Origin of the sequence: Azospirillum sp. HJ39 (assembly GCF_041507355.1) — a bacterium.
GTDB classification, from domain to species: domain Bacteria; phylum Pseudomonadota; class Alphaproteobacteria; order Azospirillales; family Azospirillaceae; genus Azospirillum; species Azospirillum thiophilum.
On record NZ_CP167909.1, the window covers coordinates 147,293 to 169,174 of the forward strand.

The 21,882-nt window shown below is 67.5% G+C and carries 22 protein-coding genes; 14 read left to right on the forward strand and 8 right to left on the reverse strand.

Annotation, left to right across the window (positions count from 1 at the left end):
- Positions 1–53: 53 nt before the first annotated feature.
- The 5 genes from ABMY26_RS08130 (at position 54) to ABMY26_RS08150 (ending at position 5,879) form a co-directional block, all read left to right on the forward strand.
- The gene (locus ABMY26_RS08130) at positions 54–854 is read left to right on the forward strand and encodes an ABC transporter ATP-binding protein (protein ID WP_372395777.1); all 801 of its coding nucleotides are present in this window, start codon (positions 54–56) and stop codon (positions 852–854) included.
- On the forward strand, positions 854–1,669 hold the full coding sequence (locus tag ABMY26_RS08135; RefSeq protein ID WP_372395951.1) for an ABC transporter permease: 816 nt from the start codon (positions 854–856) through the stop codon (positions 1,667–1,669). The genes ABMY26_RS08130 and ABMY26_RS08135 overlap by 1 nt, the downstream gene beginning before the upstream one ends.
- A gap of 393 nt (positions 1,670–2,062) precedes the next feature.
- Positions 2,063–3,895, forward strand: a complete 1,833-nt coding sequence (locus tag ABMY26_RS08140) for a methanol/ethanol family PQQ-dependent dehydrogenase (protein WP_372395778.1) — start codon at positions 2,063–2,065, stop codon at positions 3,893–3,895.
- A 95-nt stretch (positions 3,896–3,990) separates the two neighbouring features.
- Positions 3,991–4,533, forward strand: coding sequence for a c-type cytochrome (locus tag ABMY26_RS08145; protein ID WP_372395779.1), 543 nt, complete (start codon positions 3,991–3,993; stop codon positions 4,531–4,533).
- Positions 4,530–5,879: a quinoprotein dehydrogenase-associated putative ABC transporter substrate-binding protein gene (locus ABMY26_RS08150; RefSeq protein WP_372395780.1), complete on the forward strand. Its 1,350-nt coding sequence runs from the start codon at positions 4,530–4,532 to the stop codon at positions 5,877–5,879. The genes ABMY26_RS08145 and ABMY26_RS08150 overlap by 4 nt, the downstream gene beginning before the upstream one ends.
- A 24-nt stretch (positions 5,880–5,903) precedes the next feature.
- Here ABMY26_RS08150 and ABMY26_RS08155 read toward each other — a convergent pair whose 3' ends face one another.
- The gene (locus ABMY26_RS08155) at positions 5,904–6,506 is read right to left on the reverse strand and encodes a hypothetical protein (protein WP_372395781.1); all 603 of its coding nucleotides are present in this window, start codon (positions 6,504–6,506) and stop codon (positions 5,904–5,906) included.
- 99 nt (positions 6,507–6,605) lie between these two features.
- Here ABMY26_RS08155 and ABMY26_RS08160 point away from each other — a divergent pair, with 99 nt between their 5' ends.
- The 6 genes from ABMY26_RS08160 to ABMY26_RS08185 are packed head-to-tail and all read left to right on the forward strand — an operon-like array spanning position 6,606 to position 10,986.
- The gene (locus tag ABMY26_RS08160) at positions 6,606–7,094 is read left to right on the forward strand and encodes a DUF3280 domain-containing protein (RefSeq protein WP_372395782.1); all 489 of its coding nucleotides are present in this window, start codon (positions 6,606–6,608) and stop codon (positions 7,092–7,094) included.
- 50 nt (positions 7,095–7,144) lie between these two features.
- Complete coding sequence (locus ABMY26_RS08165) at positions 7,145–7,618, forward strand: dihydroneopterin aldolase (protein ID WP_372395783.1); 474 nt, start codon at positions 7,145–7,147, stop codon at positions 7,616–7,618.
- Positions 7,615–8,280, forward strand: coding sequence for an aspartate/glutamate/uridylate kinase (locus ABMY26_RS08170; RefSeq protein WP_372395784.1), 666 nt, complete (start codon positions 7,615–7,617; stop codon positions 8,278–8,280). Before ABMY26_RS08165 ends, ABMY26_RS08170 begins: the two co-directional genes overlap by 4 nt.
- Complete coding sequence (locus tag ABMY26_RS08175) at positions 8,256–9,653, forward strand: DUF6513 domain-containing protein (RefSeq protein WP_372395785.1); 1,398 nt, start codon at positions 8,256–8,258, stop codon at positions 9,651–9,653. The genes ABMY26_RS08170 and ABMY26_RS08175 overlap by 25 nt, the downstream gene beginning before the upstream one ends.
- Positions 9,644–10,228 carry a DUF447 domain-containing protein gene (locus ABMY26_RS08180; protein WP_372395786.1) on the forward strand — a complete coding sequence of 195 codons (585 nt, stop codon included), beginning with the start codon at positions 9,644–9,646 and terminating at the stop codon, positions 10,226–10,228. Before ABMY26_RS08175 ends, ABMY26_RS08180 begins: the two co-directional genes overlap by 10 nt.
- A complete protein-coding gene (locus tag ABMY26_RS08185) occupies positions 10,225–10,986 on the forward strand; it encodes a (5-formylfuran-3-yl)methyl phosphate synthase (protein ID WP_372395787.1) in 762 nt (253 codons plus the stop codon). The genes ABMY26_RS08180 and ABMY26_RS08185 overlap by 4 nt, the downstream gene beginning before the upstream one ends.
- Here ABMY26_RS08185 and ABMY26_RS08190 read toward each other — a convergent pair.
- The 7 genes from ABMY26_RS08190 to ABMY26_RS08220 form a co-directional block, all read right to left on the reverse strand.
- On the reverse strand, positions 10,943–11,320 hold the full coding sequence (locus ABMY26_RS08190; RefSeq protein WP_372395788.1) for a ribbon-helix-helix domain-containing protein: 378 nt from the start codon (positions 11,318–11,320) through the stop codon (positions 10,943–10,945). The two genes, ABMY26_RS08185 and ABMY26_RS08190, sit on opposite strands and share 44 nt — an antisense overlap.
- Positions 11,321–11,381: 61 nt before the next feature.
- A complete protein-coding gene (locus ABMY26_RS08195) occupies positions 11,382–13,541 on the reverse strand; it encodes a sigma-54-dependent Fis family transcriptional regulator (protein WP_372395789.1) in 2,160 nt (719 codons plus the stop codon).
- A gap of 249 nt (positions 13,542–13,790) precedes the next feature.
- Positions 13,791–15,443 carry a molecular chaperone GroEL gene (locus ABMY26_RS08200; protein WP_372395790.1) on the reverse strand — a complete coding sequence of 551 codons (1,653 nt, stop codon included), beginning with the start codon at positions 15,441–15,443 and terminating at the stop codon, positions 13,791–13,793.
- Positions 15,444–15,529: 86 nt separating this feature from the next.
- A complete protein-coding gene (locus tag ABMY26_RS08205; RefSeq protein WP_045585854.1) occupies positions 15,530–15,886 on the reverse strand; it encodes an MmoB/DmpM family protein in 357 nt (118 codons plus the stop codon).
- 48 nt (positions 15,887–15,934) lie between these two features.
- A complete protein-coding gene (locus tag ABMY26_RS08210) occupies positions 15,935–17,074 on the reverse strand; it encodes an aromatic/alkene monooxygenase hydroxylase subunit beta (protein WP_372395791.1) in 1,140 nt (379 codons plus the stop codon).
- 45 nt (positions 17,075–17,119) lie between these two features.
- Positions 17,120–18,178: an NADH:ubiquinone reductase (Na(+)-transporting) subunit F gene (locus ABMY26_RS08215; RefSeq protein WP_372395792.1), complete on the reverse strand. Its 1,059-nt coding sequence runs from the start codon at positions 18,176–18,178 to the stop codon at positions 17,120–17,122.
- A 90-nt stretch (positions 18,179–18,268) separates the two neighbouring features.
- A complete protein-coding gene (locus ABMY26_RS08220; protein ID WP_372395793.1) occupies positions 18,269–19,933 on the reverse strand; it encodes an aromatic/alkene/methane monooxygenase hydroxylase/oxygenase subunit alpha in 1,665 nt (554 codons plus the stop codon).
- A 465-nt stretch (positions 19,934–20,398) separates the two neighbouring features.
- On the opposite strand from ABMY26_RS08220, the gene ABMY26_RS08225 reads away from it, so the two are divergent.
- The 3 genes from ABMY26_RS08225 to ABMY26_RS08235 all read left to right on the forward strand — a co-directional run bounded on the left by ABMY26_RS08225 (position 20,399) and on the right by ABMY26_RS08235 (position 21,842).
- Positions 20,399–20,794: a cytochrome c family protein gene (locus ABMY26_RS08225; RefSeq protein WP_372395794.1), complete on the forward strand. Its 396-nt coding sequence runs from the start codon at positions 20,399–20,401 to the stop codon at positions 20,792–20,794.
- A 33-nt stretch (positions 20,795–20,827) separates the two neighbouring features.
- Positions 20,828–21,223 (forward strand): VOC family protein, encoded by a 396-nt coding sequence (locus ABMY26_RS08230; protein ID WP_372395795.1) that lies wholly within the window; start codon positions 20,828–20,830, stop codon positions 21,221–21,223.
- 64 nt (positions 21,224–21,287) lie between these two features.
- Positions 21,288–21,842: a twin-arginine translocation signal domain-containing protein gene (locus tag ABMY26_RS08235; RefSeq protein WP_372395796.1), complete on the forward strand. Its 555-nt coding sequence runs from the start codon at positions 21,288–21,290 to the stop codon at positions 21,840–21,842.
- The last annotated feature ends 40 nt before the right edge of the window (positions 21,843–21,882 follow it).

Consider the following 21,882-nt stretch of genomic DNA (forward strand, 5'->3'; position numbering starts at 1 on the left):
CCTTCCGGACAACGGCGTGGCTGCGCCCTCGGCGCGGCGTGGGGGAAGACAGGATGTACGAAGCCGCAATGCCTGCGGAGCCTCCGTCGATTCCCGGCAGCGACGACCCGGCAGTGCCGGTTCCGGCGGCCCTGGCAGTGGAGGATCTCAGCCATGGCTTCGGCAAGCGCGTGGCGCTGGACCGCGTGTCCTTTGCGGTTCCGCCGGCCGGCTTCACCATGCTGCTCGGCCTCAACGGCGCCGGCAAGACGACGCTGTTCTCGCTGATCACCCGGCTTTACACCAACCGCACCGGTGCAATCCGCATCTTCGGTTTCGACCTGCGACGCCATCCGACCCGCGCATTGGCGCGCATCGGCGTGGTGTTCCAGCAGCCGACGCTCGACCTCGATCTCTCCGTGCGCCAGAACCTGCGCTATCACGGCGGCCTGCATGGGATGCGGCCGTCCGATTGCGAAGCCCGCGCGATGGAGGAGCTGGAGCGCATCGGCTTGGCCGACCGCGCCGACGAGAAGGTCCGCACCTTGTCCGGCGGGCAACGCCGCCGGGTGGAGATCGCCCGTGCCCTGCTGCACCGGCCGAGCCTGCTGCTGCTCGACGAACCGACCGTCGGCCTCGACGTCGAAGCACGCCGGCACATCCTGCACCATGTCCGCGCGCTTTGCCGGGAGGAGGGGCTGGCCGTGCTCTGGGCCACCCATCTGATGGACGAGGCGGACGCCGGCGACACCATCGTCGTGCTGCACCAGGGCCGCCTGCAAGCGTCCGGTACCATGCGCTCGCTCTGTGCAGCGACCGGCACGGCGACCCTGCCCGACGCCTTCGCGTCCCTGACGTCACGGGAGGTTCGATGATGGATGCCGCCGCCTACTGGTATTGCCTGCGCAGCATCATCGTCCGCGAGGGCCTGCGCTTCGTCCATCAGCGCGAGCGCTTCTTCGCGGCGCTGGTACGGCCGCTGGTCTGGCTGGCGATCTTCGCCGTCGGCTTCCGCGCGGTGCTGGGCGTGTCGATCATCCCGCCCTACGAGACCTACATCCTCTACGACGAATATGTGGTTCCCGGGCTGGTCGCGATGATCCAGCTGTTCAACGGCATGCAGAACTCGCTGTCGATGGTCTACGACCGCGAAATGGGCAGCATGCGGACATTGCTGGTCAGCCCGCTGCCGCGCTGGTATTTGCTGATGGCCAAGCTGCTGGCCGGCGTCGCGGTGTCGATCGCACAGGTCTATGTGTTCCTCGGCATCGCCTGGCTATGGGGGGTGGAGCCGCCGCCGCTCGGCTACCTCGCGGCGCTGCCGGCGCTGCTGCTCAGCGGGCTGATGCTGGGCGCACTGGGGCTGCTGCTGTCGTCCTTCGTCAAGCAGCTGGAGAATTTCGCCGGCGTGATGAACTTCGTGATCTTCCCGATGTTCTTCGCCTCCTCCGCCCTCTACCCGCTGTGGCGCATCAAGGAGGGCAGCCCGTCGCTGTACCTGATCGCCGCCTTCAACCCCTTCACCCAGGCGGTGGAGCTGATCCGCTTCAGCCTCTATCTCCGAGTCGACGGCACGGCATTGCTTGCGGTGGCCGGTTGCCTGGCGGTGTTCCTCGGTGCCGCGGTGCTCGCCTACGATCCCGGCCGCGGTTTCTGGGCCCGGCGCGGCGGACCGACGGAACAATCCTGACATGCCGACCGGAAGCGTGGCCTTTTCACCCGTACGGATTACCCCATTCGGTCTCCGATATCCGCTATTTCGCTTCTTTTGAAAACTTTTGAACGATAGCGGAAAATAATCTTCACAGCTTATGTTTATTTGATCAAACTGAATGTCAGCATCACCAACATAGTGCGGGTCTGTTTAGAACCTCGCCAAGGATCTGGCTCCGGCATCGATAACCGGGGTGCCTGCGATGCTGCAGAAGTTTGGATTCGGACTATCGGGAACCGATGCCCCGACGCCGACCGGATCGGCGTCGGGCCTTACTCATGGAGGGAACGCGCCCTCTGAAGAACCGACCCTCGTCGCCGCACCTCCACCGGGACAACCGACCACCCCTTTAAAAATGGGAGGAAACAAATGAACCCTTTTGTGCGCTGTCTGCTCGTCACTGCCGCGATCCAGGCGGTCGCTTTCGCCGCTCCCGCAGCCCATGCCAATGACGATACCCTGAAGAACCAGAAGGACCCGGCGAACTGGGCGATGCAGCTCGGCAACTATGCCGGCCAGCGTTACAGCCCGCTCGACCAGATCACCCGCGACAACGTGAAGAACCTGCGGCCGGTGTGGCAGTTCTCCACCGGCGTGCTGCGCGGGCACGAAGGCGGTCCCGTCGTGATCGGCGACACGATGTACATCTCCACTCCGTTTCCCAACAATGTCTATGCGCTCGACCTCAACGACAACGGGCGCATCAAGTGGAAGTACGAGCCCAAGCAGGATTCGACCGTCATTCCTGTGATGTGCTGCGACACCGTCACCCGCGGCGTCGCGGTGGCCGGCAACAAGCTGTTTCTGGGACAGGCCGACAACACGCTGGTCGCGCTGGACGCCGGCACCGGCAAGGTTCTGTGGACCGCCAAGAACGGCGACGCGACCAAGGGCGAGACGCTGACCGCCGCCCCGATGGTGGTGAAGGACAAGGTCTATGTCGGCATCAGCGGCGGCGAGTTCGGTGTCCGCGGCCATTTGACGGCCTACGACATCAACACCGGCAAGATGGTATGGCGGGCCTATTCGACCGGTCCCGACAAGGACGTGATGATCGACCCGCAGAAGACGATGATGCTCGGCAAGCCGATCGGCGAGCCCGACCTGGGCATCAAGACCTGGCCGGCCGACCAATGGAAGATCGGCGGAGGAACCACCTGGGGCTGGTACACCTACGATCCCGAACTGAACCTGATCTATTACGGCACCGGCAACCCCGGAACCTGGAACCCGGCCCAGCGCGCCGTCGACAAGGACCGGGCCAAGAGCGACAACAAATGGTCGATGACCATCTTCGCCCGCGATGCCGACACCGGACAGGCGAAATGGGTGTTCCAGAAGACCCCGTTCGACGAATGGGACTATGACGGCGTCAACGAGAACATCCTGGCCGACGTGACCATCGGCGGGCAGCCGCGCAAGGCCCTGATCAACTTCGACCGCAACGGCTTCGCCTACACCATCGACCGCACCAACGGCGAATTGCTGGTCGCGCAGAAATACGATCCGTCCGTCAACTGGGCGAGCGAGATCGACATGAAGACCGGCCGCCCCAAGGTCAACGACAAGTACAGCACCTTCGCCCAGGGCGAGGACCACAACACCACCGGCGTCTGCCCGGCGGCGCTGGGGTCCAAGGACCAGCAGCCGGCCTCCTATTCGCCTGACAGCGGCCTGGTCTATGTGCCGACCAACCACATCTGCATGGATTACGAGCCGTTCAAGGTGGAGTATTCGGCAGGCCAGCCCTATGTCGGCGCGACGCTCAGCATGTATCCGGCCCCGAACTCGCATGGCGGGATGGGCAATTTCATCGCCTGGGATCCGGCCGCCGGCAAGATCGTCTGGTCGAAGCCTGAACGTTTCGCGGTGTGGAGCGGTGCCCTGTCGACCAAGGGCGGCGTCGGTTTCTACGGGACGCTGGAAGGCTTCCTGAAGGCGATCGACCTGCGTGACGGCAAGGATCTGTACAGCTTCAAGACCGCGTCCGGCATCATCGGCAACGTCAACACCTACATGCACAAGGGCAAGCAGTATATCGCCGTCCTGTCGGGCGTCGGCGGCTGGGCCGGCATCGGGCTGGCCGCCGGATTGACCGGCGAACAGGAAGGTCTCGGTGCGGTGGGTGCCCACAAGTCGCTCGGCGAATACACCCAGCTCGGCGGCACGCTGAGCGTCTTCGCACTGCCCGACAACCAGTGACGTGTCCCAGGAGGGCGCCGGTCCTGGGGGGCCGGTGCCCTCTCCTATCCGATATTCGGCACCGACGAGAAAAGGCAGTGGGGAGAGATATCGAGATGCCCAATTACCTGATCGGGCTGTGCGCCGCGCTGGGGTTCGCCGCGACATTGACCCTCGGCAGCGCATTCGGCCAGCAGGATGCGACACAGAACCCGTCCGCTCCGAACCGGACGGCGCAAACTCCACCGGACGGGAAGAGCGCCCCGCAGGAGGCGAAGGCCGCCGACCCCGAGGATCTGGTGGACGACGAGGGCGTGCCGCTCTATGCGGTGCGGGATGGCAAGGTGGACCAGGGCACCTACAACGGCTACCGGCGCTACGCCTCGTCCTGCCATGTCTGCCACGGGCCGGACGGGCTGGGATCGTCCTTCGCGCCATCTCTGGTCGATTCCCTCAAGCAGATGGATTATTGGAAATTCACCGATGTGGTGACCAACGGCCGCACCAACATGGGCGCCACCGGCGACAAGGTGATGCCGACCTTCGGCTCCGATCCCAATGTGATGCTCCATCTCGCCGACATCTACCGCTATCTCAAGGCGCGCTCCGACGACAAGGTCGGTCGCGGCCGGCCCGAGCGGTTCAAGGCACCGTCATGAATCCGGGTCGTGTGTCCGGCGTGATCCGACGACCCGCGACAGGAATGGCCGGCGTGGTGGCCGCGGCGCTGTGCGCAGCGGCCGCATCCGCCGGCAGCCCCGCCCGGGCGGCGGAGGGCATCCCGACGGAGATGCTGCGCGTCTGCGCCGACGCCAGCCTGCTTCCCTTCTCCAACGACCGCGGCGAGGGTTTCGAGAACCGGATCGCCCGGCTCATCGCCGACGAGCTGGAGCTGCCGCTGACCTTCACCTGGTGGCCGCAGACCATCGGCTTCGTCCGCAACACGCTGCGCACCCGCCAGTGCGACCTGGTGATGGGGACGGCGGTCGGCGAAGAGCTGATGCAGAACACCAATCCCTATTACCGTTCCACCTACGCGCTGATCTACCGCAAGGATTCCGGGATCACGGCCAAGACGCTGGCGGATCCGTCGCTGCAGGGTGCGCGCATCGGGGTGGTCGCGCGCACGCCGCCATCGGAGGCGATGCTGCGCCACGGGCTGACGAACCTGGAACCCTACCAGCTGGATACCGACACGCGGGCCCATCACCCGGCACAGCAGGCGGTCGAGGATGTCGCCGCGGCCCGGACCGACGCTGCCATCCTCTGGGGTCCCATCGCCGGCTATTTCGCCGCCCGGCAGCCGGTGCCGATGGCGGTGGTGCCGCTGAGGGACGAGCCGGGGACCTCGCCCTTCCAATACATGATCTCCATGGGCATCCGTCCCGACGAACCGGACTGGCGGCACTGGCTGAACGGCTTCATCGTGCGCCGTCAGGGCGACATCGACCGCATTCTGACCGAATACCATGTCCCGCTCGTCGACGCCGACGGAACGATCCGGGCGGATGTGCCGGAGCCCGAGGGCTACCGGATGACGGATTACCGGTCTCCGACGCCACCATCCCTGGGCGGCGCCGGGACGGTGGGACCGGCCGACGTCGAGCGGCTGGCGAAGGCCGGCGCCGTCCTGATCGACGTCCTGCCGACACCGCCGAAGCCCGACGGGCTGTCGGCGCAAAGCCAGTGGGTTCCGCCACCGCACCGCAGCGTTCCCGGTGCCCATTGGCTGCCGAATGTCGGCTACGGCGCCCTCTCGGCCGAGCAGGAGGCCTATTTCCGGATCAACCTGGAGGCTCTGACCGGCGGCGATCGCAAGCGCCCGCTGGTGGTGTTCTGCCAGCCCGATTGCTGGATGAGCTGGAACGCCGCCAAGCGTGCGATGGCGATGGGCTATCGGGCGGTCAACTGGTATCCCGCCGGCACCGACGGATGGACGGCGTCCGGCCGCGAACTCGTCACCGTCGAGCCGGAACCCCGGCCGGAACCCCGGGCGGCGAACTGAGTGCCGCCCCGTCCGGACAGCGGTTCAGGACAGCAGCGCCGACAGCAGGCGCGCGATCTGGCCCAGCCTCTGCTCGATGCGGGCGGGCTGCTCGCACACCGCGGTCTGCGCCCGCCGCCGGTCGTCGAGGATACGGCGGTCCCAGGCGATGGCTGCCTTGATCTCCTGGGCACGGGGCGCATCGCCCGAAGCCGCGTCGAGGTCGCGCAGGGCGGCGGCGATGCGCTCGCGCAGGGCCCGCTGGTGCTGGGCATAGCGCTCGATCGAGGCGATGGCCGCGCTGCGCTGGCGGTCGAGGGTCTGGAAGGTTCCGGCGAAGACCTGTGCCAGCTTGCCGTCCCTCCCCTCCCCCGCGGCCGCCGCCAGCGCCGCGGCCTCCGGTTCCAGCGTGGCGGCATCGACGCTGCCGTCGGCCGCGCGCCGGACCAGGGTGGCGACCGCAGGATCGCCTTGCCAGTCGTCTCCCAGCCCATCGATCGACGGGCCATCCCAGACGGAGGCCGGCGACAGGGTCGGGACCAGGATTTGCGGACAGGGCCAGTCGGGGTTCTTCGGGTCCTGCGCGGCGGCGGCGGCCGGCAACCCGATGATCAGAACCGCGGCGAGGGCGAGAGGATGTCGGTGCATGACGGGAATGATGGCAACACCGACGATCCGGTTCAATCGGAACCGGTGCGCAAAAGGGGAAGCCCGATGGATCATGCGGAGAGGAGGACCGGAGCCGCTATGATCTGCATGATAATGATCGGCTTGGCGGCATCGTTCGCCCACGCGACCGCCGCCGCAGCGCGGACCCTGGTGCTGGACATCGAGCTGGAGGACACCAGCGGCGAGCCACCCGCACCGGACCATGCGGCACGGTTGAGGCAGGTCAGCGCGGAGCTTCGTCGCCTTCTGGACGACAGGGGCTACGGGGTGATCGACGGCGACGCGACGGCGCGGCTGGTGCCGCCGGGAACGGAGATCCGCTCCTGCAACGGTTGCGAGAACGGGATCGCGCGCGCCGCCGGCGCCGACCTCGTGGTCTTCGGCGTCGTCCACAAGGTCAGCAGCCTGATCCTGTGGATCGCCCTGGTGGTCGAGGATGTCGGCACCGGCCGGGTGGTGACGACGGCGCGCGGCGACATCCGCGGTGACAATGCCGCCGCGTGGTCGCGCGGCGTCGCCTGGCTGGTGGAGCATCGGCTGGCAGAGCATGCGCCGGTGAAGCGATGAGCGGCGGCGGCCCGGCGGATGCTGCGGCAGGTGGCAAAGAGGATCGGGACATGCCGGACGATACCCAGAGCGGCTACCGCACCATCATGAACGTCCTGCGGCCGGCGGCGCCCGCCAACGCCGCCCCCACCAATGCCGCCCCCACCAATACCGCAATGCGCCGCTACGATCTGGTACTGCACGATTATGTCGGCGACTTCCGCATCGGCGTCTGGGACCATGAGAAGACCGGAACCCAGCGCGTGCGCGTCAACCTGGCCGTCACCGTGGAGGTGCCGAACCGGCCCTTCGTCGACGATCTCGACGCCGTCGTCTCCTACGAATACCTGATCCACGGTGTCGAGGCCTTCGCGCGAAGCCCCCACATCCAGTTGCTGGAGGTGCTGGCCGAGAAACTGCTGGCGCTGTGCCTGTCGCCGCCACAGGCGGTTTCCGCCCGCGTGCAGGTGGAAAAGCTGGAAATCGTCCCGCGGGCGACCGGTGTCGGCGTGGTGTTGACCGGCACGCGGGCGGTGACGCAATGAACGGACCCTGGATCGTCAAGCTGGGCGGCAGCCTGTGGAACGGCGACGCCCTCCGCCCCTGGCTTTCCCATCTTGCGGCCGAACGGACACGGCGCATCGTCATCGTTCCCGGCGGCGGCCCCTTCGCCGACGCCGTCCGCCACGCGCAACCGGTGCTCGGCTATGGCGCGCGGGCGGCGCATCGCATGGCGATCCTGGGCATGGAGCAATATGGGCTGGCACTGCTCGACCTGGAGCCGGGGCTGGTCCCGGCGCGGACGGTCGCCGACATGGAGGCGGCGCCGGGTGCCGCGGTCTGGCTGCCGTCGACGCTGGCAGCCGAGGCGGATGTCGAGGAAAGCTGGGACGTCACCTCCGACACGCTCGCGGCATGGCTGGCGGAGCGGCTGGGAGCGGAACGGCTGGTGCTGGTGAAATCGGTTCCGCTGCCGGCGGAAACGGCAGACGCGCTGGCGCTGTCGCGGATCGGCGTGATCGACCCGGTCCTGCCAAAGCGCATGGGACGCCTGTCGGCAGAGGTCCGCTGCGTCGGGTGCGACGACCTGCCTTTGTTCGCCGCGGACCTGCGCGGCGGTCCGCCGGCCGGCACGCTGCTGCTACCGGTTAAGAAGTCTGCGGTGCGGGAACCGGAGGCGGCATGGCCCGGCACATTCTCTTCCTGACCGGCTCCCTGGCGGAGGATCGGCTGCGTCAGGTCCTGGACTCGCTCCATCCCCTGCCCTTCGAGGCGGGGATCGTCAATCTCGGTGTCAAGGTCGCCGCCCTCGCCACCACGGAGATCGTCATGCGGCGGCTGGACTCCGTACGCGGTGCCGATCTGGTTCTGTTGCCGGGTCGTTTCCGCGGCGATCTCGACCTCCTCGCCGCACATTTCGGCACGAGGTTCGAGCGCGGCCCCGACGAGCTCGAGGATCTGCCGCAGTTCTTCCAACGGCAGGCCCGCCCGCTCGACCTCAGCCGCCACGACACCCGTATCTTCGCCGAGATCGTCGACGCGCCGTCCCGCGATACCGGCGCCATCCTCGCCAAGGCAGCCGAACTGCGGGCCGAGGGGGCCGACGTCATCGATCTCGGCTGCCTGCCCGATACTCCCTTTCCCCATCTGGAGGAGGCGGTCACCGCCCTGCATGGCGCCGGCTTCGCCGTCAGCCTCGATTCCCTGGATGCGGGCGAGTTGCGCCGGGCCAACAGGGCCGGCGCCGACTATCTGCTCAGCCTGACCGAGGAGACGCTCCACCTCGCCGAAGAGGGCGATGCCGTGCCGGTGCTGATCCCGGCCACACCGCAGGACCTCGACAGCCTCGCCCGCGCCATCGACCGCATGAGCCACCGGGGGCGCCGTTTCCTGGTCGATCCGATCCTGGAGCCGATCCATCACGGCTTCACCGACTCCCTGCTGCGCTACCGGACGGTGCGGGAGCGCTGGCCGGACGCCGAGATGCTGATGGGGATCGGCAACGTGACCGAGTTGACCGACGCCGATACGCCGGGCGTCACCGCGGTATTGATGGGCGTGGTCTCGGAGCTGCGCATCGCCAACGTCCTGGCGGTGCAGGTCAGCCCGCATTGCCGACGCGCCATCCGCGAATTCGACGCGGCACGGCGCCAGTTCTTCGCAGCCCGCGAGGCACGGAGCATGCCGCGCGGCTTCGGCAGCGGGCTGCTGTGCCTGCGCGACCGCCGGCCCTTCGTCCGCAGCGCCGAACAGATCGCCGAAACCGCCACGCAGATCCGCGACCCCAATTACCGCATCGAAGTCAGCGCGGAGGGCATCCATCTCTACAACCGCGCCGGCCACCACCTTGCCACCGATCCGTTCGACCTGTTCCCCCGGCTCGATCCGGGAACCGACGCCGGCCACGCCTTCTACCTGGGGGTGGAGTTGGCACGGGCGCAGATCGCGTGGCAGCTCGGCAAGCGCTATGCCCAGGACAGCGCGTTGCGCTGGGGTGTCGCGACCGACGCCCCGACCCGCGAGGAGGCTGGCGATCAGGCCGGTTTCCAAGCCGAGGGCCCGACCAGACGATGCCCCTGATCCGCGAAACCATCGTCACGACCGCCGACGCCGATGGGCGGCCCCATGTGGCGCCGATGGGGGTGACGATCGAGCCGGACCAGGACGGCGAACGGATGGTGCTTGCCCCGTTCCGGCCATCGCGAACGCTGGACAACCTGCTCGCCCGGCGCTGTGCCGTCGTCAACCATACCGACGACGTGCGGGTCTTCGCCGGTTGCATCAGCGGACATCGCCGCGATTGGCCGACCGTCCCGGCCGAACGGGTCGATGCGCCGCGCCTCGCCGGCTGTCTGGCCCATGAAGAGGTCGCGGTCGTGGAGGTTCTGGACGACCCGCTGCGCCCGCGCTTCCTCTGCCGCACCGTCCATGTCGCGGCACATGCCCGTTTCCGCGGCTTCAACCGGGCGCAGGCGGCGGTGATCGAGGCGGCCATCCTGGCCAGCCGGCTGCACATGCTGCCCGCCGACAAGATCGGTCAGGAGATCGGCTATCTGTCCATCGCCATCGGCAAGACCGCCGGCCCGCGCGAGTTGGAGGCGTGGGGCTGGCTGATGGACCGCATCGCCGCACATCGCGCAGGGGAGAACCCATGACAGGTTGGCTTGCCAGCGTCGCGAACGACGTCGAAATCGCCCGGATCCTGCCGGCAGCACCCGACATCCTGGATCTGAAGGACCCTGCCGCCGGAGCGTTGGGGGCTTGGCCGGTCGAGCACATCGCCGCGACGGTGCGCGATCTGACGCTCCTGCCCGGACGCCCGAGGCTCAGCGCCACCATCGGCGACCATCCGATGAAGCCCGATATCGTTCTGCCGGCAGTGCGGCGCGTCGCTGAGACCGGGGTCGATTTCGTGAAGATCGGCTTCGCGCCCGAGGGGGCTCCGGATCGATGCATCGATGCGCTGGCGCCGCTGACGGCGACAGGAAGCCGGCTGATCGCCGTGCTCTTTGCCGACCTGTGGCCGACCGACCCCGGCTGCCTGCCGATCGACAGGATCGCGGCCGCCGGCTTTGCCGGAGCAATGCTCGACACGGCGGGAAAGCGCCATGGCCTCCGCCACCATTGGCCGGATGCACAGCTCGCGGCGTTCGTGACCTGCACACGCTCGCTCGGCTTGCTGACGGGGCTGGCAGGGTCGCTGCGGGTCGCGGATATCCCGGCCCTGCTGGCGCTGTCGCCCGATTATCTCGGCTTCCGCGGCGCGCTGTGCGGGGGGGAGCGGACCGCGGACATCAATCCGCAGGCGGTCTCCCGCGTCGCCGCCCGCATGGCGGGACGACCGATCCCGGACCCGCCGATTGCAGCCCTCACGCCCTGTCCGACGGAGAACGGTCCCGCCACAGGGCGATGACGGATGCGCCGCCTGTCATCGCCTCACCCGTCGAGCCGGCCTTCGTGCGCACCTCGTCGGGCAACGGCTCGCCTGCCGTCATGCTCAGATAGCGCGCGCAGCTGACGCGCAGGAAGGATGCCAGATTCTGCACGGCGCCATGGGCCTCCACGACCTCGTCATGGAGGGTGACGATCAGGCGGTTGGTCGTGGTCCCCTGTTCCGCGGCGATGTCCGACAGGACAGTCCAGAACAAGTTCTCCAGCCGGATGCTGGTGACCATGCCGTGGATGCGCACCGATCGGGATCGCGCCTCGTAAAGGATCGGATCGGTGTTGACGAAGATCCGGCACATGCCTCGGCTCCCCTTCGAACAAGGTCTACTTCATGCTCCAGGCCGGTGTCGGGGGCCGGTGTCAGGCTTGGCCGACGACGCCGCCCATCCCCGTCCGGTCGTCCCGCGTCTTGCCGGCCGTCGTTCGCCTGATGCCGTGCTGGCTCATTTTCCGGTAAAGCGTGCTTCGGGAAATACCGAGCACCATCGCGGCGTCGGAGAGATTGCCACCGGTCGCCGCGATCACGTCCTCGATGGTGCGCTGCTCGGTCACCGTCAAGGACATGGGAGATATGGGGGACGGAGATATGGGGGACACGACCGACGGCGGCATGGCGCCGGAAATCGCTCCGGACATGCCGAGCGGCATCGCCGGGCTCCGCAAGGGCCAGCTGTCGGCCGCCGCGGTGCCGCAGGCGTCGCGCAACTCCTCGGGAAGATCGTCGATGCCGACAATGCCGCCGGTGGAGAGCAGAACCGCGCGCTCGACCAGATTCCTCAGTTCCCGCACATTGCCGGGCCAATCATACCGGTGCAGCCGCTCGAACGCCTCGGCCGTGAAGCGGACGGGTCCGCGCCCATGGCGGGCGGCGAGCTGGCCGTTGAAATGGGCGATCAGACGCGGCACGTCGCCCTGACGCTCCCGCAGCGGCGGCACCCGCAGGGCGGTCACGGCAAGACGGTGGTACAGATCCCGCCGGAACCGGCCGGCGGCCACCTCCTGCCGCAAGTTCCGGTTGGTCATGGCGAGCAGCCGGACCGAGACCCGGCGCGGCGTGCCGTCGCCGATCCGGTACAGCACGCCCTCCTCCAGGACCCGCAGCAGATAGGGCTGAAGGTCCAGCGGCAGTTCGCCGATTTCGTCGAGGCACAGGGTCCCGCCATCCGCCAGCTCGAAGCGGCCCGCCCGCCCCTCGGCCGCCGCCCCGGTGAAGGCGCCGCGCACATAGCCGAACAGCTCGCTGCCCAGCATCTCGCGGGAGACGGCGCCGCAGTTGAACGGCACGAAAGGACCGCCGGCCACCATGCTGTGACCGTGGATGGCGCGCGCGAACAGTTCCTTGCCCACCCCGGTCTCACCCTCGATCAGGATGGGAACCGGCAGAGGCGCAAGCCGCTCCCCCTGTCCGATCACCGCGCGCAGGCTGTCGCTGCCCCCGACGATGTCGGCAAAACGCGAGCGCGCCTGGTCGGACTCATCGGCAGCCGGCCGGCGACCGGGCGTCGGCCGGGCGGACGCCGTTCCGGGAATGACCAGCAGCGTGCCCCGCCGTTCGCCGTCGAGCATCAGCGGCCTGACCCAGTCGGCCGGAACCGGCAGCCGGCCGGTCGTCGCGTCCCCGGCTCCCGCCCCGCTTCCGGCAATGGGCAGCCTCGTCCCACGGCTCAGCTGCGGCAGCTCCGACCCGAGGCTGGCCTTCAGCAGATGCGCGGCCTTGCGGCTGGCATAGAGGAGGCGGCCACGGGCATCCAGCGCGATCAGCCCCTCGCCCGCATATTTCTGGCTGTCCTCCAGGCAGGCCTCCAGGAGGCGCACATGCTCCGCCTCGGTCTGGCGGGCGAGGTTCCATTCGACCTGCCGGGCGGCAACCACGGCCAGTGCAAGCGCCTGCCCGCTGAAGCCCTGCTTCAGCCCGGAGATGTCGAGCAGCCCGACGACCGATCCGTCGACCGGATCGTGGATCGGTGCGCCGGCACAGCTCCACCCCTTGATGCCGGCACAGTAATGCTCGGCCGCCTGGACCATCACCGGCTGTTTGGAGGCAAGCGCCGTGCCGATGCCGTTGGTGCCGGCACAGCTCTCGCTCCAATGGCCGCCGCAGCCCAGGCTGATGTCGCGCGCCGCATTCAGCGTCGTGCGGTCGCCGGCGGCCTCCAGCACCACCCCGCCGGCATCGGTGATCAGCATCACCGTCCGGGTTCCGGCCAGCAGGTCGGCCGCCTCCGCCAGCGTCGTGGCCGCCGCCTGGAGCAGATCGCGGTTGTCGCGGCGCAGGGCTTCGATCTGGTCCCTGCCGACAACCGGGGCCGCCCCTGCCCGCGCATCGACCAGGAAGCTCTGGCACCGTGCCCAGGACCGGATCACCACGTCGCGAACCGGCAGGTTCTCGCGTCTGGATCCGGACAGGAAATCCTCCCACGCCTTCATCGTCGCCGTTTCACCCTCCACCAGCGCGTGGAGGGCGGGACCGGACGAGGCAACGGCCCGACGGCCGATGCCGACCTCTTCATTGGCCAACACAGTCCCCTCCCTGCTACCCGGCGTCTTCCGCGGTTGCTTCCCCGTGCGCCGATTGTGCTTTGGTCCGGATGCAGAGGCTCGCCCCATATGCTCGGCATGCCGAATTGTTCGTATAGAAAATCATAAGCCGAACAGAAGCGGGAGCGGTAGTAGCGGAATACTCTATGGCCTTTTTCCTTGCTCCTTTCCCCGAAGGTGGAGGGATGCTCGCGCCGGCAGGGGCGGCGAAGAGGGGCGGCGACGGACGGCTCAAGTCCGCCCATACCGTTCCATTCCGCCGCCGCGGGCCGGACCGGCGGTGGGATCGGTATCGTCGGGGATGTCGGCGATCAGGGTATGGGTGGTCAGGACCAGCTTGGCGACCGACACCGCGTTCTGCAAGGCCAGGGCGGTGACCTTCACCGGGTCGATGATCCCGGCGGCGAACAGGTCGCCGAAGCGGCCGGTCCGGGCATCGAATCCCGCGCCATCGGGCAATTCCGCGACACGGGTTGCGACGCCGCGACCGTCGACGCCGCCATTCCCGGCGATGCACATCAGGGGGTGCAGCAATGCCCGCTGCACCAGCCGCACCCCGGCGCGTTCTCCCTCCCCGACATCCTCGGCCAGCCGGTCGAGCTGCGGAGCGATGCGGGCCAGCGCCGTGCCGCCGCCGGGCACCACCCCTTCCGCCAGGGCGGCGCGGGCGGCGGCGAGCGAATCCTCCAGAAGCTGCGCGGTCCGCTTCTGCTCCACCGGCGTCGCACCGCCGACCTCGATCAAGGCGGTGCCCTGCGTCAGCTTCGCCAGCCGCTGGGACAGCTTGTCCCGTTCGATGTTGGGCGGCGCCTCCTCCCACTGGGTCCGGACCAGCGCCCGGCGGGCCGCCAACGCATCGGCCCGGCCATGGCCGCGCAGGATGGAGGTGCGGGCGGCGGACACCTCGACCCGGTCGGCGCTTCCCAGATCCTCCGCCGTCACGCTGTCGAGGCGTCCGCCCAGGTCGCGGGCGACCACGCGACCGCCGGTCAGGATTGCGATGTCGTCCATCGTCGCCTGACGCCAGTGCCCGAATTCCGGCGGGTTGATCGCCACCACGGTGGCGCGGCCGTCGCGGCGCAGCGCCATCAGCACCGCCACCACCTCCGGCGCCACGCTGTCGGCGACGATCAGCAGCGGACGCCGGGCGGCGGCGATGCGGTCGATCAGGCGCAGGACCGGGTCCGGATCGGCGATCTTGTGGTCTGTCAGCAGGATGTACGGCCGCTCCAGCACCGCCGTTTGGCCGGTCGGCTCGGTCGCCATGTGATGGGACAGGAAGCCGCGGTCGAGCACCATGCCCTCCAGCACATGCAGTGCCGTCGGCGCGCCCGGCTGGCCGTACTCGATGTCGATCACCCCATCCGTCCCGACCCGGCGCAGCGCATCGGCCACCAGTTGCCCCAGCGCCGGCTCGGTCGCGGCGACGGTCGCCACCTGTTCCAGCCCCGCGTGGCTCTCCAGCGGCCGGGCCATGCCGCGGAGCCGGTCGACGACGAAGCCGCAGGCGCGGTCCATCCCGCCGATCAGCTCGACCGAGCCATGGCCAGAACCATCGCCATCGGCAAGCACGGCGACGCCGTCCTGGATCAGCGCGTCGGCCAGCACCGTCGCGGTGGTGGTGCCGTCGCCGGCCACGTCGTTGGTCTGCTTCGACACCTCGCGCACCACCTGAGCGCCCATGTTCTCGAAGCGGCAGGGCAGTTCGATCTCCGCGGCGATGCTGACCCCGTCGCGCGAGATCATCGGCGTGCCGATGGGGCGGTCGATGATCGCGTTGGTGCCCTTCGGCCCCAAGGTGCCGCGTACCGCCAGCGCCAGTTTCCCGACCCCGCGCGCCAGCGCGGCCCGCGCCTCGGCATGGTGCAGCATCATCTTCGGCATGGCGTCGTTTCCTCCCGTTCCTGGTTCTGCAATTCTGGAAAAAGGAGGCGGGGTCCGCCGGACCCGAGCGGTCCCCGCCCCTGCGCTCATTCGTAGGCGAGCGCGTCGTCCATGTTGCCGAAGAGGACGACCGTATCCTCGTCGATCATCACCATGCGGCCATAATGGGTGGAGGTGGAGATCTCGAAGATGTGCGGGGTCATCTCGCGTCCCAGCGCCTCGCCGATCTCGCTCATCCTGAACTCGATCTTGCCTTCGCCGTCGATGCGGATCATCGCCGGCAGATAGGTGACGGTGATCCCCGGCTTGCTCTCCATCACCTCGGCGATGCAGCGCGCCTCGACGCTGTCGTTCATGGTCACGCCGCACTGGTGGGAGATGGTGCTGTCCTGGGTGATGTCCTTCAGCGGCTTGAACAGCTGCTGCACGGTGGTCACGCTCATGGTTCTTGTCCTCTCATGACGGAAGCCGACGGGGTGGAACGGGAAGGGTCACTCGGCCGCGGCCCCGGCAACCGGAGTGGTGACCTGAGCAGCCGCCTGCACCGCCTCCACCGGCGGCAGGGCCGGCAGGTCGGCGTCGATGCCGACCTCGCGCCCGATGGCGGCCACCCGGTTGCGCGCCCGCTCGAAGGCGTCGGCGAAGCCCGCCGCCTTGACCCGCGGCAGCGACCACAGCGGTTGCAGTTGCAACGCCGCCTTCATCGCCAGCCCGCCATGGTGGGCGAACCAGCTTTGCAGCATGTCGCGGTTCGCCTCGCCATGGGCCGGGTCGCGCAGCAGCAGGGCGAACAGCTCCACCGCGTTGGCGAGGTTGCGCTCGTAGTCGGCTTCCGCCGCCGAGATGACCGACGGGGTTGAGAAGTCGTTCTGGGCGGCGGCCACCTGCATGACGAAGCCGCTGCGGAACAGCTCGCCGACCAGCGGTTCGAAGACGAGGTTGACGGCGAAATACTGCTCCAGGAAATCGGTCGCGGCGCGGATATGCTCGACCGCCTCGCGGCAGGGCTGCCAGATCGGGTCGTCCAGCCAGTGCGCCTTGCCGGCATCCAGGTCGAACCCTCCGATATCGCTGCCGACTTCCGCCAGATAGAGCGTGAGATCCTGGGCGAAGCGCAGCTTGTAGGAGGCGTTGGTCAGGATGGCGTTGTTGACCATCTGGGTGTAGCCGTAGCGCTGCGCCCGCATCAGCGCCGTGCCCAGCCCGTATTCGGCATGCTTGAAGGCGCCGACATGGTTCTGGAGCACGGTGACCCACGCCTTGTCGAAGCGCTGGGGCGCGCCCGCACGCCGAGCGTTCTCGACGACGTTCTGGATCATGCCGACGATGGTCGACTGGCGCTGGTAATGGGTGCGTTCCCATTCCTGGTCGGGAGCGCGGAAGCCGTGCCAGTCCGTGCATTTCAGCGCGGTCCAGTCCTTGGAATAGGTCGGCGTCCCGTCGCCGAAGGAGATGATCCAGTTCTGGAGCAGGTAGCGCTCCGGATCGGGCTGGACGTCGACCGTCACGTCCTCGTAATGGGTCGCCTTGCGGCCCTTCGGCTCGAAGTAGTTGTAGCGGCGGCTGTCGGAGCCTGGAAAGACCTTGGCTCCGGCGGCGGCGGACGCGGATGCGGTATCCTGCATGGTCATCGTCGTTCCTCCCTTGGTTTGCGGCCCTTGATTCTCCGGCCCGGCTCAGCGGGTGGCGGGGGTGAATTTGTCGAAATAGACGCGTGCGGAATCGACGCCGGCCATCTGCAGGACCGGCAGGACCGCATCGATCATCGGCGGCGGCCCGCAGGAGAAGACATCGGCCTCTTCCACGTCCGGCATGGCGGACAGGTGCCGGCGCAGCACCTCATGGACGAAGCCGGCCTCCCCGGCCCAGCCATCGCCGTCCTCGGCATGCGACAAGGCGGGGATGAAGGCGAAATCGGGCAGCCGGCGGGCGAACTCCTCGAACAGATCGAGATGGAACAGGTCGCGGCGGCTGCGGGCGCCGTAGAAGAAGCGCACCGGCCGCGTCTCGCCGCTGGCGGCCTGATCGCGCAGGATCGACAGCAGCGGCGCCATGCCCGACCCGCCGCCCACCAGGATCATCGGCCCGTCCCGCCCCTCGCGCCGGAAGCAGCTGCCGTAGGGGCCGCGGACGGCCACCCGGTCGCCAAGGGAAAGACCGCTGTCCAACTGCCGCGAGAAGGCGCCGTCCGGATATTTCTTGATGATGAACTCCAGCAGTCCGCCATCCTCCGGCGGGTTGCCCATCGAGAAGGACCGGGTGATGCCGGCGCCGGGCAGCGTGATGTCGACATACTGGCCGGCCCAGAACTTCATCGGCTGGTCGAGCTCCAGCGTGATCGCCACGATGTCGTGGGTCAGCGCCTCGACCCCGGCCAGCCGGGCGATGAAGTCCTTCACCGGGATGGAGCGGGACAGCAGATCCTCGTCGTAGTTCAGCAGTTCCACCGACACGTCGCTGTAGGCCAGCGAGCGGCACAGCAGGATGTGGTTGCTGTCGCGCTCCGGATCGGAGAGCGCGAAGGTGGAGTATTTCAGCATCTCGACGTCGCCGTCGATCAGCAGGCATTTGCAGGCGGAGCATTGCCCCTCCTTGCAGCCATGCATCAGCGAGACGCCTTGGCGGAAGGCCGCGTCGAGGATGGTTTCCCCTTCCGCGACCTCCATTTCGATGCCAACCGGCTCCAGCCGGACGGTGTGCACGGCCGGGCTGTTCTGCAGCGCTTGTGCGGTCATGGTCTGTCGATCTCCGCGGTGATGTCCGCATGGGATCCCCGTCCCCCTTTCCGGTGGGAAAGGGGGTGGCCCCAGAGGTGAGGCTGGGAATCAGACCCGGCGGATTTTGAAGCCCTTGCGGTACTCGTCCACATGGGCCTTGCGCTGGTCCGGGCTCATCTCGCGCAGAGCCAGCAGCGGGCTGCGGATCGTGTGGCCGCGCACATGGTCCAGCGTCCACATGTCCTTCTCCTCGAAGGACAGATGCGGCTGGGCGACCAGCGTCTTCCCGTCGGGACGGACGAAGCCCATGTCCTGGATCGCGTCGGCGAGATCCCAGCCGTCATAGACCTCCTCCCACTGGCGCCGGCCGGAGAAGCGGCCCATGGCCGGGGTCGGGCGGCCCTGGTATTCGGCCGCGAAGGCCTCCTTGTGGGTCCAGCGGTCGACCTCGGAGGCGTAGGTGTAGAGCTCGCCGTCCACCTCGTCGACCTGGAAATCCTCGCGGATCACGCAGGGAACCAGGCTCGACCAGCAGCGGTGCGGATAGACATAGCCTGTGTCGGCAAAGGTGATCGGCACGCTGCCGGGCTTGCTGAGCTTGGCGTAGTTCTCCCACCAGACGCCGAACTCGTCGTACCAGCCCGGATATTTGCTCTCGAACCACTCGAAGTCGCGTTCGGTCATCGCTTCGATGCGCCAGAAATTGGCCCACCAGCCGGCCGAGAAGAATTGCGCGATCTTGTGGACGTAGTTTTTCTTGACGATGCTGTCGAAGGCTTCGTGAACGTCGTCGTGGTGGATCTTGATGCCGTACTTCTCCAGCGGCAGCATGTAGGTGCGGTAGTAATCCTCGAAGATCCAGCGGTGCCACAGCTCGGCGTAGGATTCCTTGTTCTTGTCGCGGTGCTTGGTGCCGTATTCGATGATCGTGCCGATGGCGGCATCGACGATCATGTGGTTCTGCCAGAAGGAATAGCGGATGTCGCGTTCCAGCAGCAGATGGTTGTCGGGCTCCTTCAGCACCGACATCAGCATGGAATGGCCGTTGCCGATGTGGCGGGATTCGTCGCTCTGCACCGACAGGAAGACGGTCGGCAGGGCATAGTCGCCGTTGCGCGCCGCCTCCGACGGCATGGCGACGAACAGCGTGTTGGTGAAGGCGGTCTCGGCCACGACCTGCAGGTAGATGTTCGACGCGGTGATGGCGTCACCGGTCAGGAAGGCCTCGCCGAACTGCCGGCCGATGGTGGTGGCGTAGCATTTGCCGAACGCCTTCTCGGTGATGTCGAACCCGGCCGGGTCGATATAGTTCTCCATGTACCATTTCTTGAGGTTCATCTGGATCGTCGAGTGCCGGAACTCGTCGATCATCTGCATGGTGAAGCCGGTGCGCAGGTCGTCGCCGGGCGCCAGTTGCCCCAGCGTCGCCATCGACCGCGCGGCCGAGATCTCCGGGAAGGGGATGATCGCCAGGAACAGCTTCATCCATTCGATCCAGCGCGGCTCGACATTGCGGAACATGTCCCCGCGCAGCGCTGCGTCCAGCGCACCGTAGACCCGGTTGTCCTTCTCCTCCTGCATCGGGAAGTAGGAGCGCAAGACCTGCTTCATCGGGTCGCGCGGTGCCTTGGAAATCTTGTAGTCGGTCGGAAAGGCCATCGCCTCCTTGACGTAGGACGGCGTCCAGCCGAGATCGGCGACACGCCGTGCCGCCTCCGTGATGCCGATGCCTTTCTGGCTGGTGATCTTGTTCAGCGTCAATCCATCCGGCATGTCGTCTCTCCCCATGATTTTGATGAAGTTGATCCGGTGACCGGGCCTGAAGGGTCTTGTCGGCGGGATCGGCGGAAATGGCGCCGACGGCGCAGTGCCGCTTTTAAAAGCCGCCGACTTCAGTCCGCTTGCGTCCGCCGAACCGGGGCGGCCACATCGTCCATCCTGTAAAGCAATGTCCATGCCAATCCGCCAAGCGGTGCCGGCCATTCGGATTTCGCAAATTGTTTGCGTCTCTTACTGTCTCGATATGGGACGATATGTCGCGGGACGATGTCTCGAAACGAGACAGTCGAGACGGCCGGTGCCGGTGCGGTGCAGTGAAACGGGCCATCCATCATGACCGCAGCCCTCGGCCCGAATGATGGCATGACGCTTGCTTTTTCCTTTCGACGGCGCCGTCCCGGCCGGTCTGCGGATGAGATGCGGAGGCGCCGACACAGGCTTCGGAAGGAATTTGAAAAGATGAGGCATGCGAGACTGTCGCCGCGCCGCCTGGCGATGCTGCTGCTCCTTTTGTCGATACCGTTCTCGCCCCTCACCCGGAAATCCGCGGCCGCGGAAGGCGAAACGCTGTTCCGGCAGCAATGCGGCACCTGCCATTCGGTGAAGAAGGACGATGGGCCGCGCGCCGGCCCGCCACTGTACGGGGTCATCGGCCGCAAGGCCGGAACGGCGGACGGCTTCGAGTACTCGGACGCGCTGCGTGGGGCCGGATTCGCCTGGGATGCCGGCCATCTGGAGCGTTGGCTGGCGAACTCCAACGCGTTCGTTCCCGGCAGCTACATGAACTACCGCCAGGACGACGACAGCGTCCGCCGGAGCATCGTCGATTTCCTGGAAAGCAGCGCCACCCGGTGACGCCGCCCCGTCAACGCAATCGCAGGAATCACCATGGCCAAGATCATCCACATGATGGTGCGCGTCCTCGACGAACAGCGGTCGCTGGACTTCTATGCAAAGGCCTTCGGGCTGGAACCGGCCGACCGGCTGGCCTTCGACGGCTTCACCTTGATCTACCTGCGCAACGCCGAGAATGACGTCGAACTCGAGCTGACCGTCAACCATGACCGAGCCGCCCCCTACACGCACGGCGACGGCTACGGGCACATGGCGGTGGCGGTGGACGATCTCGACCGCGAACACACCCGGCTCTCGGCACTGGGCTTTCCGGTGACACCGGTGAAGGAGTTCGCGCCCGGCGGCGCGCTGCTGGCCCGCTTCTTCTTCGTCACGGATCCGGACGGTTACAAGACCGAGGTCCTGCAGCGCCACGGCCGCTACCGCTGACCCCCCAACGCTGACCGCCTACACGGCATCAAGAACCACAAACCATGGGAAGGAGACGTCGATCATGCGCGTTCTCGACAAACGGACACGGATCAACAGACGGAATTTCCTGAAAAGCTCCGCGGCGTCGGTTGCCGCGGCGGGCGCGGTTTCGGGCGGCATGGTCTCGATGGCGGCGCCCCCGGCCTGGGCCGAGGCACTGAGCGTCATCAAGCCCGACGCGGCCAAGACCCTGCTCGTCATGGTGCGCGACCTCTATCCGCACGACCGTCTCGGCGACGCCTATTACGAAAAGGCGCTGGCCTCCATGGACCAGGCGGCGGCCAAGGACGCAACCCTGGCAGGTCAGTTGAACCAGGGCGCCACCGAACTCGACGCCGCCGCCCGCAAGCTCCGCAAAACCCCTTACGCCGCGATTCCGGCCGAGGCGGACCGCGTCGCGGTGCTGAAATCCATCGAAGCCACCCCGTTCTTCCGCAAGGTGCGCGGCGACATGGTGGTCGCCCTCTACAACCAGCCGGAGGTATGGGCGAAGCTCGGCTACGAAGGCGCGTCGGCCGAGTATGGCGGCTACATCCACCGCGGCTTCGACGATCTCGACTGGATCAAGGACGCCTGAGCGGCCCGTCGATCTGCCTCAATGAACGCGCAATGAACGC